Origin of the sequence: Rhodovulum strictum, from assembly GCF_009649175.1 — a bacterium.
Classification (GTDB): domain Bacteria; phylum Pseudomonadota; class Alphaproteobacteria; order Rhodobacterales; family Rhodobacteraceae; genus Rhodovulum; species Rhodovulum strictum.
The window spans coordinates 25,427-41,768 of sequence record NZ_WJPO01000011.1 but is presented as its reverse complement, the minus strand read 5'-3'; the positions used below and the strand labels follow the sequence as shown (position 1 = coordinate 41,768).

General features: G+C 67.7%; 15 protein-coding genes. 8 read left to right on the top strand and 7 right to left on the bottom strand.

The genetic code is table 11. From position 1 onward, the window contains the following. Window positions 1–29: 29 nt before the first annotated feature. The 5 genes from GH815_RS08840 to GH815_RS08820 all read left to right on the top strand — a co-directional run bounded on the left by GH815_RS08840 (window position 30) and on the right by GH815_RS08820 (window position 4,035). Entirely contained in the window at window positions 30–1,175 is a 1,146-nt protein-coding gene (locus GH815_RS08840) for an acyl-CoA dehydrogenase family protein (RefSeq protein ID WP_153748411.1), read from the top strand. Further along, window positions 1,172–2,218: an enoyl-CoA hydratase/isomerase family protein gene (locus GH815_RS08835; RefSeq protein ID WP_153748410.1), complete on the top strand. Its 1,047-nt coding sequence runs from the start codon at window positions 1,172–1,174 to the stop codon at window positions 2,216–2,218. The genes GH815_RS08840 and GH815_RS08835 overlap by 4 nt, the downstream gene beginning before the upstream one ends. Beyond that, window positions 2,215–3,087 (top strand): 3-hydroxyisobutyrate dehydrogenase, encoded by an 873-nt coding sequence (gene mmsB, locus GH815_RS08830; RefSeq protein WP_153748409.1) that lies wholly within the window; start codon window positions 2,215–2,217, stop codon window positions 3,085–3,087. Before GH815_RS08835 ends, mmsB begins: the two co-directional genes overlap by 4 nt. Then, on the top strand, window positions 3,084–3,743 hold the full coding sequence (locus GH815_RS08825; protein ID WP_153748408.1) for a Crp/Fnr family transcriptional regulator: 660 nt from the start codon (window positions 3,084–3,086) through the stop codon (window positions 3,741–3,743). Before mmsB ends, GH815_RS08825 begins: the two co-directional genes overlap by 4 nt. Window positions 3,744–3,840: 97 nt before the next feature. Next, on the top strand, window positions 3,841–4,035 hold the full coding sequence (locus tag GH815_RS08820; protein WP_153748407.1) for a YgaP family membrane protein: 195 nt from the start codon (window positions 3,841–3,843) through the stop codon (window positions 4,033–4,035). Between the two features lie 131 nt (window positions 4,036–4,166). Here GH815_RS08820 and GH815_RS08815 read toward each other — a convergent pair whose 3' ends face one another. Both GH815_RS08815 and uvrA read right to left on the bottom strand, forming a co-directional pair. Further along, complete coding sequence (locus GH815_RS08815; protein ID WP_153748406.1) at window positions 4,167–5,060, bottom strand: patatin-like phospholipase family protein; 894 nt, start codon at window positions 5,058–5,060, stop codon at window positions 4,167–4,169. A gap of 4 nt (window positions 5,061–5,064) precedes the next feature. Beyond that, window positions 5,065–7,923 carry an excinuclease ABC subunit UvrA gene (gene uvrA, locus GH815_RS08810; protein ID WP_153748405.1) on the bottom strand — a complete coding sequence of 953 codons (2,859 nt, stop codon included), beginning with the start codon at window positions 7,921–7,923 and terminating at the stop codon, window positions 5,065–5,067. Window positions 7,924–8,101: 178 nt separating this feature from the next. Here uvrA and GH815_RS08805 point away from each other — a divergent pair, with 178 nt between their 5' ends. The 3 genes from GH815_RS08805 to GH815_RS08795 all read left to right on the top strand — a co-directional run bounded on the left by GH815_RS08805 (window position 8,102) and on the right by GH815_RS08795 (window position 9,336). Continuing rightward, the gene (locus tag GH815_RS08805; RefSeq protein ID WP_153748404.1) at window positions 8,102–8,476 is read left to right on the top strand and encodes a rhodanese-like domain-containing protein; all 375 of its coding nucleotides are present in this window, start codon (window positions 8,102–8,104) and stop codon (window positions 8,474–8,476) included. Window positions 8,477–8,575: 99 nt separating this feature from the next. Then, complete coding sequence (locus GH815_RS08800; protein WP_153748403.1) at window positions 8,576–8,998, top strand: DUF6484 domain-containing protein; 423 nt, start codon at window positions 8,576–8,578, stop codon at window positions 8,996–8,998. Continuing rightward, the gene (locus tag GH815_RS08795; protein ID WP_153748402.1) at window positions 8,998–9,336 is read left to right on the top strand and encodes a hypothetical protein; all 339 of its coding nucleotides are present in this window, start codon (window positions 8,998–9,000) and stop codon (window positions 9,334–9,336) included. The genes GH815_RS08800 and GH815_RS08795 overlap by 1 nt, the downstream gene beginning before the upstream one ends. Window positions 9,337–9,339: 3 nt before the next feature. Here GH815_RS08795 and GH815_RS08790 read toward each other — a convergent pair whose 3' ends face one another. The 5 genes from GH815_RS08790 to tssH are packed head-to-tail and all read right to left on the bottom strand — an operon-like array spanning window position 9,340 to window position 16,212. Then, window positions 9,340–10,353 carry a hypothetical protein gene (locus tag GH815_RS08790; RefSeq protein ID WP_153748401.1) on the bottom strand — a complete coding sequence of 338 codons (1,014 nt, stop codon included), beginning with the start codon at window positions 10,351–10,353 and terminating at the stop codon, window positions 9,340–9,342. Beyond that, entirely contained in the window at window positions 10,353–11,318 is a 966-nt protein-coding gene (locus GH815_RS19170; RefSeq protein WP_246176373.1) for a DUF4150 domain-containing protein, read from the bottom strand. The genes GH815_RS08790 and GH815_RS19170 overlap by 1 nt, the downstream gene beginning before the upstream one ends. Beyond that, window positions 11,318–12,349 (bottom strand): beta-ketoacyl synthase N-terminal-like domain-containing protein, encoded by a 1,032-nt coding sequence (locus GH815_RS08780; RefSeq protein WP_153748400.1) that lies wholly within the window; start codon window positions 12,347–12,349, stop codon window positions 11,318–11,320. The genes GH815_RS19170 and GH815_RS08780 overlap by 1 nt, the downstream gene beginning before the upstream one ends. Next, the gene (locus GH815_RS08775; RefSeq protein ID WP_153748399.1) at window positions 12,346–13,452 is read right to left on the bottom strand and encodes a DUF2169 family type VI secretion system accessory protein; all 1,107 of its coding nucleotides are present in this window, start codon (window positions 13,450–13,452) and stop codon (window positions 12,346–12,348) included. The genes GH815_RS08780 and GH815_RS08775 overlap by 4 nt, the downstream gene beginning before the upstream one ends. 9 nt (window positions 13,453–13,461) lie before the next feature. After that, on the bottom strand, window positions 13,462–16,212 hold the full coding sequence (gene tssH / locus GH815_RS08770) for a type VI secretion system ATPase TssH (protein WP_153748398.1): 2,751 nt from the start codon (window positions 16,210–16,212) through the stop codon (window positions 13,462–13,464). Window positions 16,213–16,342: the final 130 nt, after the last annotated feature.

Sequence of the window (16,342 nt, the reverse complement as noted above, 5' to 3'; positions counted from 1 at the left end):
CGCGCGTTCAATAATTCCGGGGAGGAACAATGGAATTCGCATTGAGCGAGGAGCAGGTCGCGATCTTCGACATGGCCCGCGCCTTCGGCGCCGAGGAAATCGCCCCCCATGCCCGCGCATGGGAGCAGGAGGGCACGATCCCCCGCGATCTGTGGCCCAAGCTGGGCGCACTGGGCTTCGGCGGGCTTTACGTCTCCGAAGGGTCGGGCGGCGCCGGGCTGACGCGGCTGGACGCGACGCTGGTCTTCGAGGCGCTGAGCATGGCCTGCCCCTCGGTCGCGGCGTTTCTGTCGATCCACAACATGTGCGCCCGGATGATCGACAGCTTCGGCAGCGCCGAGCAGAAGGCCCGCATTCTGCCCCCGGCGCTTGCCATGGAAAAGGTGCTGTCCTACTGCCTGACCGAACCCGGTTCCGGCTCGGACGCCGCCGCGCTCAAGACCCGCGCCGAACGCACGAACGAGGGCTTCAGTCTGACCGGCACCAAGGCGTTCATCTCGGGCGGCGGCTATTCGGATGGCTATATCGTGATGGCCCGCACGGGCGAGGACGGGCCCCGGGGGATTTCCGCCTTCTATGTCGAGGATGGCACCCCGGGGCTGTCCTTTGGCGGGCTCGAGGACAAGATGGGCTGGCGCGCGCAACCCACACGGCAGGTGCAGCTTGACGCCTGCGCGATCCCGGCCGCGAACCTTCTGGGCGAGGAGGGCAAGGGGTTCCGCTACGCGATGATGGGGCTCGATGGCGGGCGGCTGAACATCGCCGCCTGTTCGCTGGGCGCCGCACAGGCCGCCCTTGACGCCACGCTTGCCTATATGGGCGAGCGCAAGGCGTTCGGGCAGACCATCGACCGGTTCCAGGCGCTGCAATTCCGGCTGGCCGATGCCGAGATCGAGTTGCAGGCCGCGCGCATCTTCCTGCGCCAGGCGGCATGGAAACTTGACCAGGGCGCGCCCGATGCCACGAAATTCTGCGCCATGGCCAAGAAATTCGTCACCGAAGCGGGCAGCCGCGTGGCGGATCAATGCCTGCAACTGCATGGCGGCTACGGCTATCTGGCCGATTACGGCATCGAGAAGATCGTCCGCGACCTGCGCGTTCACCAGATCCTCGAAGGCACCAACGAGATCATGCGCCTGATCGTCGCCCGCCAGATGATCGAGGCCCGCGGATGAGCGAGATCGCGATCCGGCAGGAGGGCCGCGCGGGCCGCATCACGCTGACCCGCCCCAAGGCGCTGAATGCGCTGACCTATCCGATGTGCCTTGAGATCGAAAAGGCGCTGGACGCCTGGCGGCACGAGGATGCCGTGGCGCTGGTCGTGATCGACGCCGAGGGCGACAAGGCGTTCTGCGCAGGCGGCGACATCGCGGTGATGTATGAAACCGGCCGGCAGGGCGACTACGCCTATGGCCAGAAATTCTGGCGCGACGAATACCGGATGAACGCCAAGGTCTCGGGCTACCCGAAACCCGTGGTCAGCCTGATGCAGGGCTTCACCATGGGCGGCGGCGTCGGCGTGGGCTGTCACGGCAGCCACCGCATCGTGGGCGAGACCAGCCAGATCGCCATGCCCGAATGCGGCATCGGTCTGGTGCCCGATGTGGGTGGTTCGCTGCTGCTGGCCAGCGCGCCGGGGCGGCTGGGGGCCTATCTGGGCGCAACGGGCCGCCGGATGGGACCGGCCGACGCGATCCTTGCGGGCTTTGCCGATCATTTCGTGGCCGAAGCCGACTGGCCCGACCTGATCGCCCAGCTTGTCGCCACCGGCAATCCCGACGCCATCCTTGCCGCCGCGCTGCCCCCGCCGCCGGGCGATCTGCCCGGACTTCAGCCGCTGGTGGACCGGCTGTTCGCCGCGCCGGATCTGCCCGGGATCGTCGCCGCGCTGCAAGCCGACGGGTCGGAGTTTGCCGCCGACACGCTGGCCCGCCTTGGCCGGGGCAGCCCGCTTTCGGTCGCCTGCACCATCGAGATGCAGCACCGCCTTGCGGGCTGCGACGACATTCGCGAGGCGCTGGCGCTGGAATACCGCTTTACCCATCGCGCGCCGGAACATGCGGATTTCCTGGAAGGCATCCGCGCGGCAATCATCGACAAGGACAGAAACCCGAACTGGCGCCATGCCGACCTGAACTCGGTCCCCGCGGCCGATGTGGCGGCGATGCTGGCACCGCTGGGGCCGGACGAATTGAACCTGGAGGAGGACAGAACATGAAGGTGGGCTTCATCGGACTGGGCAATATGGGCGCGCCGATGGCGGCGAACCTTGCAAAGGCGGGCCATCAGGTGACGGGCTTCGACCTTGCCGCCCCCTGCCCCGAAGGCGTCACCCCGGCCGCCAGCGCCGCCGAGGCCGCGCGCGGGCAGGATGTGGTCATCACCATGTTGCCCAACGGCGCCATCCTGCGCGCCGTGGCCGCCGAGGTGCTGGCCGTGATGGAGGCAGGCGCAGTGCTGCTGGATTGCTCGACCGTCGATGTCGAAAGCGCCCGCGCCGTCGCCGCCGAGGCCGAGGCCGCAGGCAAGATGGCGGTGGACGCGCCCGTTTCGGGCGGTGTGGGCGGGGCCGCGGCCGGAACGCTGACCTTCATGGCGGGCGGCAGCGAAGCGGCCTTCGACAAGGTCCGCCCGCTTTTCGACGTGATGGGGCAGAAGGCGGTGCATTGCGGCGCCTTGGGTGCGGGCCAGGCGGCCAAGATCTGCAACAACATGATCCTCGGCGTCACCATGATCGCCACCTGCGAAGCATTCGCGCTGGCCGACAAGCTGGGGCTGGATCGCGGCAAGATGTTCGATGTGGTCTCGACCTCGTCGGGCTACAGTTGGACCATGAACGCCTATTGCCCCGCCCCCGGCATCGGCCCGAAAAGCCCCGCCGACAACGACTACAAGCCCGGTTTCGCCGCCGAACTGATGCTCAAGGATCTGCGCCTTGCCCAGCAGGCCGCCGAGGCCGCCGATGCCGACACGCCCATGGGCCAGCGCGCGGCCGAGCTTTACGCCGCCTTCGTCGAACAGGAGGACGGCCGCGGCATGGATTTCTCGGCCATGCTGCCCCGCTTCGAGAAACGCGGCCGGGCATGAGCTGGCTTTCGCGCGCCGAGGGGCTGGAGGGGATCGAGCCGGGCACCGCCGCCCGGCTTGAAAACCTGCCCGTGCTGCGCCTGCCCAAGGGCAAGGTGCTGTTCTGCCCCGGCGAGGCGGCGCGCGGCTTTACCATCCTTCTGGGCGGCCGGGTCGAGGTGTATCTGGTTGGCCCGACCGGCCGCGAGATCCTGCTTTACGCCATCGAACCGGGCCAATCCTGCGTTCAATCCACCCTCGGCCTTCTGGGCGGCGAGGATTACACCGGCGAGGCGATCACCGTCACCGATTGCGAGGCGGTGCTGATCCCGCGCGAAAGCTTTCTGTCGCTGATGGACAGCTCGCCGGTCTTCCGCCGCTTCGTCTTCGGCGCCTTCGCGACCCGGCTTCAGGCGATCATGGCGCTTCTGGAACGGGTCGCCTTTCAGCGTGTCGAAAGCCGCCTGGCGGCCGAATTGCTGGCCTCGGCCGAAGACGGTGCCGTGCGCGCCACCCATCAGGAACTGGCCACCCGCATCGGCACCGCGCGCGAGGTCGTCTCGCGCAGGCTTGACGTGCTGGCCCGGGGCGGGATGGTGCGGCTTGATCGCGGGCTGGTGACGATCGAGGATGCCGAGGCCCTGGCCCGGGTCGCGGCAACCGACGGGGCCGGGTGACACAGTCACAGACCCGGCCGGGCGGTTGCGCCATGGTGGGAAGACAACGCCCGGGGGATTCGGGCGAAGACCCATTCCACACCATCGGAGAAGACCCATGCTCAAGAAGAATGTCGGCGGCATCGACCGTATCGCCCGCATCGTGGCCGGCCTTGCGCTGATCGCCATGTATTTCGTTCGTCCCGATGCCAGCATCCTCTGGCTGATCGGCATCGTGCCGCTGGCGACCGGGCTGATGTCCACCTGCCCGCTCTACAACCTGATCGGCGTGAACACCTGCCCGAAAGGCTGAGGCCGGGATCAGGGCCGTCTGGCACGGCCCTGTCAGATTGATTGCCCGCCCGGACCGAAGCCCCGCCTTTGGTCCGGGCGAAGCTGTTTTTCCGTGACCACACGCGCCCGGGTCGTCGCGGCCCGGGATCGTTACCCTTGCCGCAACTCGCCCAGCATGTCGGCATGGCGCTCGACCAGGCGGCGGCCTTCCTCGATCGCTTCGGGGGCGCGGTGCAGGTCCAGCACCGAGACATGCGCCAGATGCGCGCTCAACAGCGCATGCGGCGGTTCGCCCGCCAGACGGCTGCGCCGGATCTGCTCGGTCATCACGTCGATCGCGGTCGAGACGACATCGACATAGTTCGGCGGCCGCGGCCCCGGATCGTCGGGCATCAGCCAGGACAGTTGCTTGCGCATCCCCTCGGGCAGCGCCTCGGCAATCGCCGACCAGGGGCCATCCTCGGGCGGCGCGGCCTGCCAGATCTGGCCGAACCGCTTGCCATTGGGATTGACCGCGATGATGATCTCGGCCCCCAGCGCGCGGGCGGCCGAGACCGGAACCGGATTTGTCAGGCCCCCGTCCAGCAGCCAACGCCCCTCGTGGTGATAGGGGCTGATGACCCCCGGCAGGGCGGCCGAGGCGCGCACCGCCGCCCCCAGATCGCCCTCTGTCAGCCAGATCTCGCGCCCCGTTTCCATGTCGGTGGCAATCGCGGCAAAGGGGCGGTCCAGATCCTCGATCCGTTCGGGCAGGCCCAGATCCTTCAGCACGCGGGCAATCTGGCGCCCTTCGACCAGCCCGCCGCTGATCAGGCTGACATCGAGCATGCTCACCAGCCGGGTGCGCGTCATGCCGCGCGTCCATTCCTCCAGCGCGTCGAGCCGACCCGCCGCATAGGCCGCGCCCACCAGCGCCCCCATCGAACAACCCGCAACGACATCGGGCGCCAGCCCCAGCGCATCCAGTCCGCGCAGCACGCCGATATGGCACCAGCCCCGCGCCCCGCCCGAGCCCAGCGCCACCCCGATCCGGCCCCGGACCATCGCGCTATTCCGCGGCCAGATTGCGGGGTTTCAGCATGTCCTTGAGGTAATGCCCGGTATGGCTGGCCGCCACCTCGGCCACCTGTTCGGGCGTGCCCTCGGCCACGATCCGCCCGCCGCCATCGCCGCCCTCTGGGCCGATGTCGATGATCCAGTCAGCGGTCTTGATGACATCCAGATTATGCTCGATCACCACGACCGAATTGCCCTGTTCGACCAGTTCGTGCAGCACTTCCAGCAATTTGCGCACATCCTCGAAATGCAGCCCCGTGGTCGGTTCGTCCAGGATATAGAGCGTCCTGCCCGTCGCCCGCTTGGACAGTTCCTTGGACAGCTTGACCCGCTGCGCCTCGCCGCCCGAAAGGGTCGTGGCCTGCTGGCCCACCTTGATATAGCCCAGCCCCACCCGGACCAGCGCATCCATCTTTTCGCGGATCGCGGGCACGGCCTTGAAGAACGCCTGCGCATCCTCCACCGTCATATCAAGAACGTCGGCTATACTCTTGCCCTTGAAGCGGATTTCGAGGGTTTCGCGATTGTAGCGGGCGCCATGGCAGGTTTCGCAGGTCACATAGACATCGGGCAGGAAGTGCATCTCGATCTTGATGACGCCATCGCCCTGACAGGCCTCGCAGCGCCCGCCCTTGACGTTGAAGCTGAACCGCCCCGGCTTGTAGCCGCGCGCCTTGGCCTCGGGCAGGCCCGCGAACCAGTCGCGGATCGGCGTGAAGGCGCCGGTATAGGTCGCGGGATTTGACCGCGGCGTGCGGCCGATGGGCCGCTGGTCGATGTCGATCACCTTGTCCAGATGTTCCAGCCCCTTGATCGTCTCGCAGGGGGCGGGCGTCTGGCGGGCGCCGTTCAGCCGCATGCTGGCCGTCTTGAACAGCGTCTCGATGGTCAGCGTCGACTTGCCCCCGCCAGACACGCCGGTCACGCAGACGAACATGCCCAGGGGGAAATCCACCGTCACCTCGCGCAGGTTGTTGCCGGTCGCCTTGACCACGGTGATCTTCTTGCCGTTGCCCTGCCGCCGGGTGGCGGGCACCGCGATCTCGCGCGCGCCCGACAGGTATTGCCCCGTGACCGAGGCCGGATCGGCCATGATCTCGGCCGGGGTGCCCTGCGACACGATCATGCCACCATGCACGCCCGCACCGGGACCGAGGTCGAGCACGAAATCGGCCTCGCGGATCGCCTCCTCGTCATGTTCGACCACCAGCACCGAATTGCCCTGGTCGCGCAGGTTCTTGAGCGTGGTCAGAAGCCGCCCGTTGTCGCGCTGGTGCAGCCCGATGGACGGCTCGTCCAGCACATAAAGCACCCCCGTCAGCCCCGATCCGATCTGGCTAGCCAGCCGGATGCGCTGGCTTTCGCCGCCCGACAGCGTGCCCGCATTGCGCGACAGCGTCAGGTAATCGAGGCCCACATTGTTCAGGAACCCCAGCCGCTCGCGGATTTCCTTGAGGATCGCGCGGGCGATCTCGTTCTTCTGCCGGCTCAGGCTGTCGGGCACACGCTCGACCCAGGCCAGCGCCTCGCGGATCGACATCTGCACCACTTCGCCGACATGCAGCCCGCCGATCCGGATCGCCAGCGCCTCGGGCTTCAGCCGGTGCCCGCCGCAGGTATGGCAGGAACGGTTGTTCTGATAGCGCTCGAACTCCTCGCGGATCCAGGCGCTGTCGGTCTCGCGGTAGCGCCGTTCCATGTTGGGGATCACGCCCTCGAAGGGCCGCGTCACCTGATAGATTCGCCCGCCCTCGTCATAGCGGAACGGGATTTCCTCCTCGCCCGAACCATGCAGAAACACCGCCTTGACCGGCTCGGGCAGGTGTTTCCAGGGCGTGTCCTTGTCGAAACCGTAGTGGCGCGCAATGGCTTCGATGGTCTGGCGGAAATAGGGCGACTTGCCCTTGCGCCAGGGCGCGATGGCCCCGTCCCAGACGGTCAGCGCGGCATCGGGCACCACGAGGCGTTCGTCAAAGAACAGCTCAACCCCCAGCCCGTCGCAATCGGGACAGGCGCCATAGGGGGCGTTGAAGGAAAACAGCCGCGGCTCGATCTCGGGGATGGTGAAGCCCGAGACGGGACAGGCGAATTTCTCGGAGAATGTGATCCGCTCGGGCTCGCCCTCGGTTGGCGCGGTTTCCAGCACCGCGATCCCGTCGGCCAGATCCAGCGCCGTGCGCAGACTGTCGGCCAGCCGCGTCTCAAGTCCCGGTTTCACCACGATCCGGTCCACCACCACGTCGATGTCATGGCGGAACTTCTTGTCGAGCGTGGGCGGATCGTCCAGTTCGTGGAAGGTGCCGTTGACCTTGACCCGCTGGAAGCCCTGCTTGCGCAGCTCGATGAATTCCTTGCGGTATTCCCCCTTTCGGTCGCGCACGACGGGGGCCAGCAGATAGGCGCGGGTGCCCTCCTCCATCGCCACGATGCGGTCGACCATGTCCTGCACCTGCTGCGCCTCGATCGGCAGGCCGGTGGCGGGCGAATAGGGCGTGCCCGCTCGGGCGAACAGCAGCCGCAGGTAATCGTAGATTTCGGTAACGGTGCCGACCGTCGAGCGCGGGTTCTTCGAGGTGGTCTTCTGCTCGATGGAAATCGCGGGGCTCAACCCGCTGATATGGTCCACATCGGGCTTTTCCATCATGTCGAGGAACTGCCGCGCATAGGCCGACAGGCTTTCGACATAGCGCCGCTGGCCCTCGGCATAAATCGTGTCGAAGGCAAGGCTGGACTTGCCCGAGCCCGACAGCCCGGTGATGACCACCAGCGCGTCGCGGGGAATGTCGACGTCGATATTCCTGAGATTGTGCTCGCGCGCGCCGCGCACCTCGATGCGTTTCAGATCGGCCATGACTGCCCCCGGGGATGACGCGACAACACATAGAGGATGCGCGGCGGATTCCCAACGGGAAAAAGGGAACATCCGGCGAACATCCGCCACCATCCCGGCCCGACTGCCGATTGCCGCTTAACAATCCGGCGCGGGGGCCTATAGTCCGCCCGACCCCCGGCAAGAGGAGTGTGCGCCAATGTTCAAGGTCGTCGATCTGATGCTCCGGCTCTACCCCAATATCGACGAGATTCGCGCCCGCGACGCCGCGCCGCTGGCCGAGAAGGGCGAGATCACCCTGATCGACGTGCGCGAACCGCACGAGATCGCCCGTTTCGGCAAGTGCAAGGGCGCGATCGAGGTACCGATGCACATGCTCCGCCACAAGGCCGACCGGAAAAGCCCGCATTTCGACCCCGCGCTCGACCCGGCCAGAACCTTTGCGATCTATTGCGACACCGGCGCGCGGTCGCTGGCGGCGGCGCGGGTGATGAAGAAGCTGGGCTATGACAAGATCTACAACATGGGCAGCTTCCTAGAATGGCTGAACGCCAAGCTGCCGGTCGAGAAATAGCCCCCGCCCGGCCCCGTGGCCCCACCGCGCCGCTTGGCGCAGCGGGGCTTCTGTGAAAGACTGTTCCCGAGGGGGCTCTGCACGGGGGACAGCGGCCGCATGACCCGCACCGACCAGATCGACGGCGTGGCGCTTGGCGTCATCCTCGGCTTCGAGGCGGGGGCGCCGCTGGTCGTTTTCGTGGGCAATGCTCAGGATCACGCGATCCCCGCCCGCTCGCTGACCGCGCTGAGCGCCGCGGATGTGGGCGCCGAGGTGGCGCTGCTTTTCGAGGACGGCCGCCGCGACCGCCCGCTGATTATCGGCAAGCTGGTCGAACCGCCCCGCCAGGACCGCCCCCCCCTGGTGATCCGCGACGGCGAGACGGTGCGGGTGACGGCAACGGAACGACTGGAATTGCGGGTGGGCAAGGCATCCATCGTGATGCTGGCAGATGGCAGGATCACGATCCGCGGCAGCTATCTGACCAGCCATGCCTCGGCCACCAACCGCATCCGCGGCGGCTCGGTCAACCTGAACTGATGCCCGCCCCGGTCCTGGAGCACATCGTTCGCCAGCATGCCGAACAGGCCGCGTTCCTGTGGACGATCTATGACCGGCACATGCTGCACCCGGAGGAAAACGAGGAAATGGACGCCCTGCGCCTGTCCCGCCTGATCGAGCGGCTGGAGGCGCATCTGGACGGGCTGCGCGTGGCGGGTGCAGACGGCCTGCGCATCGCCGAGGAACTGTTCGCCGAATATCCCGAACCGGGCGAGTTGTTCGTCCTGCGCATGCTGCAACCCGGCGCCGCGGGGCTGCGCATCGCCGATCTCGATCTGGCAAAGGTGCGGGAATACCTGGACGCGAAGCTGGGCTGAGGATCAGCCCTCGATGAACTCGTAGGGCACGACCTGCCAGCCATTTCCCTCGTTCACAAGTATCCGCGCATCCTCGAAGGCATAGGCTGCGCTTGCCGATCCCGCCGCACAGAACACCTCGTCGGGGGCGGGCAGCGGCTCGGCCCAGCCGGGCGCGGGCTCTGTCCCGTCCATCGGAACCAGCACCCCGCCCGTCAGTGCCTGCACCCCGCCGCGCATGCGCAAGAGCCCCTTGACCGGCGCATCGGGTTCTATCGGGGCAGCTACGATTTCTTCGCCGGCGGGGTCCAGCAGAGAGGCCGCGCGCACGCAAACCACCAGCACCCGTTCGCCCAGACGGTCCAGGAAGAAGACCTGTTCCCCGGTCGGCAGGTCCAGCGGACGCCAGACCGCGCCGTCCAGCGCCCACAGAACGCCATGGCCTGTTCGGCGCCCCCGGATCAGCAATTCGGCCACCCGCGTCGCATCGCCTGCGGCATTCGCCGCCAGAAGCGCATCGGAAAAGACAGGCCGCGGCGCAAACTCTCCGCCGAAAAGATAGCCCCCTGACCCGGTCCGCATGGCCGAGTAAAAGACGGTCGTGTCATTCGCGGCGCGCGGAAAGTCCAGCGACAGGAACCGCCATGGGCCGCCTGCGGTTTCCTTGAGATAGGCCTGGCCGCCATACCCGAGTGCGAACAGGTGGTCTTCGCGGGCCACCAGCGAAGACATCCGCCCGTACCCGGCCGCCCCGGGGGCAGTATAGCCTGCGCCCGCGATCTGTTCTGTCCGGGTCTCGGCACCGACAAGCGTCACCTCGCCCTCGCCCGAAAGAGCCACGAAATCGCACGCCCCCTGCCATGCCGGGGGGGAGGCACTAAGCGCCACAAGATCGTCCACCTCGGCCCGTTGGGCAAAGCGCATGCGCCCGTCCACCCGCCGGCCGACATGCAGACCGAATTCCTCGTCCTCCTCGGACCCGCGCGTGGCCACGCAAACCCGCTCGTCCTGCGTCACCGCACCCCATTCAAGGATCATCACCCAAGCCCCTGCTTCTGCATCACGGCCAGCCCCGGCGATCCCGCCGTCAGCTTGTCCTTCGAGGTTCGCCCCTGCTTGTTCCTGATGGGGTCGGTCTGGGCAAAGACCTTGAGCACCACCTCCTGAAAGCATTCCATGCTCAGCGGATCGGGCACGAGTTCGCCCAGCGCCGCCACCGCATGCAACCGGATCTCGCCGACAGGCGCGACATGCGGCGGCGACTTGGCCGCGCCGATCCTGGTCAGGTTGTCGTCAAGATGATGGTGCACCGTGGTCGCCTGCCCCTTCGGCCCCCTCTTGGCAATATGCTTCGACTTGGGGATGCAGATCGCGATGCCCTCGGAGTATCGCGGCGCCCCCTTCACGCGGTATTGCACAAGGTTCTTCTGCCCCTTGACATTCGCACGGTAAACCCGGTCGGGGATGACATGGTGCGCTTCGGATTTCGGGTCGCGCTTGCCGCATTCGTCCTTGATCGCGCCATGTTGACCGCACAGGCATTTCGGCGGTTCGGCAGTTCCGGATGCAGCGGGCTTGGCGGTGTGGATCTGGGGCGGGGTGTTGGCCGCGGGCGAGGCGTGGTTGTTGGTGGTCAGGTCAGAGAAGCGCACCACCGGCTCGCCCTCGAACTTCACGTTCGGCGACCACGAATTGAAATAGGACTTGCCCGTGTTCTTGGAGGTGATGACTCCCTTCTTCGCGGCGCATCCCGCCTCGTCGCCCGAGGTCCTGGACATGTCGGACTTGTTCTTCAGGTTGACCGTCTTGCCCTTGATGAACACCGTCGATGTGCCGTTCTCGGTATCGCCCGCCATCGCGAAATTCGGATAGGGCACCGGCACGCCCGGCGGCGTCGCGGGGTTCTCGGGCGGGGTCATGCAGACATCGGGGAAGGCCGCGATGGTCTGGGCCTGCACCGCCTTGCCCGAGATCTCCAGCCCGTTGGCGAACACGTCCCCCATCAGCCCGCCTCTGCCCGGAACACCGCCGCGCCGCAGGCGCCATCATCGGCACTGGCCTCGATCAGCACCGGATCGCCGCCCGCATAGGCCTTGCGCGCAGCACTCAGCGCCATGCCGATCATCAGCGGCACGACCGCCGCGCCGACATTTCCCAGGCTTTCGGCCGGGCTCCAGAGATCCTGGAATTCGGAACGGCCGCGTTCCAGCCGCAGCGCGGCCAGCGCGGTCTGCCTGAACCAGTATTGTTCGCCGATCAGGTCGGCGATGCGGTAGTCGATCTGCGCCAGGCCGACCCCCGCCGCGCCCAGCGCCTGGGCATAGGCTTCGGTCATGCCGTCACCGCGCAGCGGCAGGTCCAGCCCGTCCGCGTCGAGCCCGTTGTAAAGGAACGCCTTTTCGCGGGCGAGCCCCAGCCCGACCAGCCGCAACCCCGCCCCGGCCCGCCCGCACAGCACCGCCGCCGCCGCCTCGCCCGGCAGAAAGCCGTTCGCGTTGTCTGGTGTCAGCAAGCGGCGCGCGCCGTGGTAATGGGCGATGGCCGGGGCGGTCAGGTAGCTGTCCACGCCGGCCACCACCACATAGTCAACCGCGCCCTCGGCCAGCATCCGGCCCGCCTGGCGCAGCGCGACAAGGCCCGAGGGGCGGCCATGGGCGACGATCTGGGTGCGGGTGCGGGACGGGATCTCGACGATGGCGCCGATCCGGGCGGCCAGCCCGGCGGCATCGCGCAGCGGTCGGCCCGGGCGGTCCTCCTCGGGCAGGCACAGGATCAGCGCCGCCTGCCCCGCCGCCGCGGGCACAGCCTGGAACAGTTCGGCAATGGCGCCCGCGGCCAGATGCGCCAGCCGCTTCTCGCCCAGCCAGTTGCGCGGCAGAGGCACCGGCGCACCGATCAGCCAGTCGCCGCCCGGCCCCGCAAACCGCGTCTCGCAGAACCCGTCAAGCCGCGCGCGCAGCGCCGCACAGGACGAGGGCGCATCCAGCCCCACCGCCGTCACCATGCCCGCCGCAAGGATCGACAGCGCGCTCATGCCTCGTCTTCCTCGGGTTCGGGTTCGGGCATGCCCACGGCGCGAACATAGCGCCGCCCCTCGGCGCGGGCGCGGACCATCGCCTCGGTCGGCGGGCCGATCCAGGCGGTGGAAAATTCGGTGATGATGCGCCGGATCGGGACCGAGACGCGCCAGACCAGCATCATCGCCCGCGCCTCGCAATCGAACAGCAGCGTGTCGGGCAGAAGCGTGCGTTCGAGCGCCGCCGCCTGCCCGCGGAAGATCGTCACCGGCAGCGCGCTTTCGGGCGGCAGACGGAACGCCTCGCGCCCCCGCGGCGTCAGGTGGCCCAGGATCACCGGCACCCCTGGGCCGGGCGGGTCGATCTGCTGATCCTCGGGGGCGCATTGGAAATAGCGCTCGTCGAAATCGGCGGGCAGGAAGGGAAACACCTCGTCCTGCCAGCGCTGGTCATAGGTGCCCGCATATCTCAGCCGCTCGGGCCAGCCCCGCCCCACCGGCCCCAGCGCCATGGGGCGGTAGCTGCCATAGGGCGAGGTCACGGCCACGCCCGGTTCCTGCGTGTTGGGCAGGGGCTGGCCCGACAGGCGCGACTGGTTTCGCACCTGCCCCCAGCCCAGCCCCACCGGGTTCGGCCGATAGACCGCGGGCGCGGGATCGTCCGGGTCGCTGCGGTCCGGCCCGCCAAAGGCGGTGTCGTAGGAAAACCGCATCTTCGAAAAGGGATGCGGCTCGGTCGCCGTCACCACCGGCCCCACCACGCGCCATTCGCGCGCCCCGATCACGTCCAGCGTCTTGGACCATTCCCCCACCCGGATCCCCACGCGCACCCCCTGCACCGGCCGTCCCCCGGGGGCATGGGCGGACCCGTTCACGACCACGTCGCAACGCGGCTTGCGAAAGGCGAAATCGGTTTCCCACAGCGGCGCGGAAAAGCCCGGCGCGCCGGTGAATTCGTCGGCCATCACCAGCGGGCGCTGGTCCTCGGCAACCGGCGGCATGTCGCCCGTATCGGGAAAGTCGAACGTGCCCTTGACCACCAGAACCAGATGCTCCCGCCCCGCCTTGTCCATGCCTTGGGTAAAGGCCGGGACGAAACGGGTCTGGTTCAGGATCTCCATGGCATTGCCTCAATCGAACGCGTAGGCGAACCCCTCCGCGCTGCCGGTCACCGTCACCCGCGCCAGCGTGGAGCCGTCCAGCGTGCGGTTCAGGATCTGGCGGCTGAGTTCCGGAAGCAGCGTGTTGGTCAGGATCGCGTCGATCATCCGCCCGCCCGACTCGATCTCGGTGCAGCGCGCCTTGATCAGGTCCATGGTCCCTGCGCCAATCACCAGGTCCGCGTCATGGCCCTTGCGCAACCGTTTCGCGATGGATTTCAGCTTGAACCCCGCGATCAGTTCCAGCGCCGCATCCGACAGCGGGTAATAGGGGATCGTCACCAGCCGCCCCAGCAGCGCGGGCGGAAACACCCGCAGAAGCGGCGCGCGCAGCGCGGCGGTCAGGTCATCCAGATCGGCATGCAGCTTGCCGTCCTCGGTCATCGCCATGATCTCGTCGGTGCCGACATTCGAGGTGAGCAGGATCAGCGTGTTCTTGAAGTCGATCCGGCGGCCCTCGCTGTCATCCATCATCCCCTTGTCGAAAACCTGAAAGAAGACCTCGTGGATATCGGCATGGGCCTTTTCCACCTCGTCGAACAGCACCACCGAATAGGGGCGGCGGCGCACCGCCTCGGTCAGCACGCCGCCCTTGCCGTAGCCCACATAACCGGGCGGTGCGCCCTTCAGCGTGGAAACGGTATGCGCCTCCTGAAACTCGCTCATGTTGAAGGACAGAAGGTTCTGTTCCCCGCCATAGAGCGCGTCCGCCAGCGCCAGCGCCGTCTCGGTCTTGCCCACCCCCGAGGGCCCGCAGAGCAGGAAGACCCCGATCGGCTTGTCGGTCGCGGCAAGCCCGGCATAGGCGGTCTGGATGCGGTTCGAGATCATCTGCATCGCGTGATCCTGCCCCACCACCCGCTGGCCCAGGATCTCGGGCAGGTGGATCGCGCGCTCGGTCTGGCTGGCCACCATCCGGCCGGTGGGAATGCCGGTCCAGTCCTGCACGACGCTGGCCACCGCGTTGCGGTCTACAGATGGCAGGATCAGCGGGCTCTCGCCCTGCTTCTCGGCCAGTTCCGCCATCTTCGCCTTCAGCGCCGCCAGCTTCTCGGCGCGCTCCGCCTCGGTCATGGCGGGCGGCGGGGCGGGTGTTTCCGCTGCCGGGGGCGCGTCGCCTTCCCCGGCGTTTTCGGGTTTCGCCGCTTCGGGCGCCATGTGCCCCACCGCGCCGGTCTCGTCCAGCGCAGCCCCCCCGCCCCGCAGATCCGCGCGCAGGTCCAGCACCTCGTCTACCAACGCCTTTTCGGCCTCCCACCGTGCATTCGCGGCGGCAAACTCGGCCTCGGCCTCGTCCAGCGCGGCTAGGATGCCCGTCATCCGCTTGCCGGTGTCGATGCCGATGGCGGCCTCGCGCTCGGCGATGCCCTGCTCGATCCTCAGCGCAGCAAGGCGGCGGTCGATATCCTCGACCGCGGCGGGTGTTGCATGCTGCGAAACGGCAACCCGCGCACAGGCGGTATCCAGAAGGCTGATCGCCTTGTCGGGCAATTGCCGGGCGGGAATGTAGCGATGCGAAAGCTGGACCGACGCCTCCAACGCCTCGTCGAGGATCTCGACCTTGTGGTGACGCTCCAGCACACCCGCGACGCCCCGGCACATCCGCACCGCCGCGTCTTCGGACGGCTCGGCCACGTTGACCACCTGGAACCGGCGGGTAAAGGCCGGGTCGGGCTCGATATATTGCTTGTATTCCGACCATGTGGTGGCCGCGACCGTGCGCAATTCCCCCCGCGCCAGCGGCGGTTTCAGCAGGTTCGCGGCATCCCCCGTTCCGGCCGCCCCCCCCGCCCCGATCAGCGTATGCGCCTCGTCGATGAACAGGATCACCGGCACGTCCGAGGCTTGCACCTCCTCGATCACCGCGCGCAGGCGCTTTTCGAACTCGCCCTTGACGGACGCCCCCGCCTTCATCAGCCCCACATCCAGCAGGTGAAGTTGCACCCCCTTCAGGCTGGGCGGTACATCGCCCCTGGCCAGCCGCTGGGCGAAGCCTTCGACCACGGCGGTCTTTCCCACGCCCGCCTCGCCGGTCAGGATCGGGTTGTTCTGGCGCCGCCGCATCAGGATGTCGATGATCTGGCGGATCTCCATGTCGCGGCCCACCACCGGGTCGATCCGGCCCGCCCGGGCCCGTTCGGTCAGGTTGGTGGAAAACTGCGCCAGGGCCGACTGCCCGCCCGGCGCAGGTTTCTTCGCCGCCTGTTCCGGCCCTGCCCCCATCCCCTCGACCGAGTCGGGCAGCAGCGCGTCCAGTTGCCCGGCCATGTCGCGCGGGTCGATCCGGTCGAATTCCAGGCTGATCTTGTAAAGCAGCGCCTCGATGACCGGTGTGTTCAGCCCCGCGAGCAGCAGATAGGCCGAGCGCACCGCCTCGTCGCCATATTCCAGCTGGCCCAGGCTCCACGCCTCCTGGATCGCGCGGAATATATGGTCGGAAAACTCCTCGACCGCGCTGGCGCCATGGGGCAGCGCGTCCATCGCGCGGGTGATGTCGGCCTCCAGCCTTGCGAAATCGACACCCGCGGATCGCAACAGGATCTCGAAATCCGACTTCGGCGCATGGGCCAGTTCCGCAACGAAATGGACAAGCTCGACATAAGGATTGCCCCGCGCCTTGGCCGCCTGCGCCGCGGCCGAGAACGCCTTCAGGCAGACAGGGTTCAGCTTGCCGACAAGTTCCTTGCGCTTGATCGTCTCCTGGCTGCCGCGTTGGGCCATGGCTGTCTCCCCCTGACATCCTGCCGGTCGGCGCGGGCACGCGCAAAGGTTCCGGCCGCCCGGCCCGCGTGCTAGTCTACGCCCGAAACCCGCCACGGCGACAGGAATTTTCGCCCCCGGCGTGCAGAGC

Bases quoted from the DNA above. Each gene is read 5' to 3' on its own strand.
- GH815_RS08835 (WP_153748410.1), top strand. From the start codon at position 1,172: ATGAGCGAGATCGCGATCCGGCAGGAGGGCCGCGCGGGCCGCATCACG.
- mmsB (WP_153748409.1), top strand. From the start codon at position 2,215: ATGAAGGTGGGCTTCATCGGACTGGGCAATATGGGCGCGCCGATGGCG.
- uvrA (WP_153748405.1), bottom strand. From the start codon at position 7,923: ATGGCCGATCTGAAACGCATCGAGGTGCGCGGCGCGCGCGAGCACAAT.
- GH815_RS19170 (WP_246176373.1), bottom strand. From the start codon at position 11,318: ATGGGGGACGTGTTCGCCAACGGGCTGGAGATCTCGGGCAAGGCGGTG.
- GH815_RS08795 (WP_153748402.1), top strand. From the start codon at position 8,998: ATGCCCGCCCCGGTCCTGGAGCACATCGTTCGCCAGCATGCCGAACAG.
- GH815_RS08840 (WP_153748411.1), top strand. From the start codon at position 30: ATGGAATTCGCATTGAGCGAGGAGCAGGTCGCGATCTTCGACATGGCC.
- GH815_RS08825 (WP_153748408.1), top strand. From the start codon at position 3,084: ATGAGCTGGCTTTCGCGCGCCGAGGGGCTGGAGGGGATCGAGCCGGGC.
- GH815_RS08805 (WP_153748404.1), top strand. From the start codon at position 8,102: ATGTTCAAGGTCGTCGATCTGATGCTCCGGCTCTACCCCAATATCGAC.
- GH815_RS08780 (WP_153748400.1), bottom strand. From the start codon at position 12,349: ATGAGCGCGCTGTCGATCCTTGCGGCGGGCATGGTGACGGCGGTGGGG.
- tssH (WP_153748398.1), bottom strand. From the start codon at position 16,212: ATGGCCCAACGCGGCAGCCAGGAGACGATCAAGCGCAAGGAACTTGTC.
- GH815_RS08800 (WP_153748403.1), top strand. From the start codon at position 8,576: ATGACCCGCACCGACCAGATCGACGGCGTGGCGCTTGGCGTCATCCTC.
- GH815_RS08820 (WP_153748407.1), top strand. From the start codon at position 3,841: ATGCTCAAGAAGAATGTCGGCGGCATCGACCGTATCGCCCGCATCGTG.
- GH815_RS08815 (WP_153748406.1), bottom strand. From the start codon at position 5,060: ATGGTCCGGGGCCGGATCGGGGTGGCGCTGGGCTCGGGCGGGGCGCGG.
- GH815_RS08790 (WP_153748401.1), bottom strand. From the start codon at position 10,353: ATGATCCTTGAATGGGGTGCGGTGACGCAGGACGAGCGGGTTTGCGTG.
- GH815_RS08775 (WP_153748399.1), bottom strand. From the start codon at position 13,452: ATGGAGATCCTGAACCAGACCCGTTTCGTCCCGGCCTTTACCCAAGGC.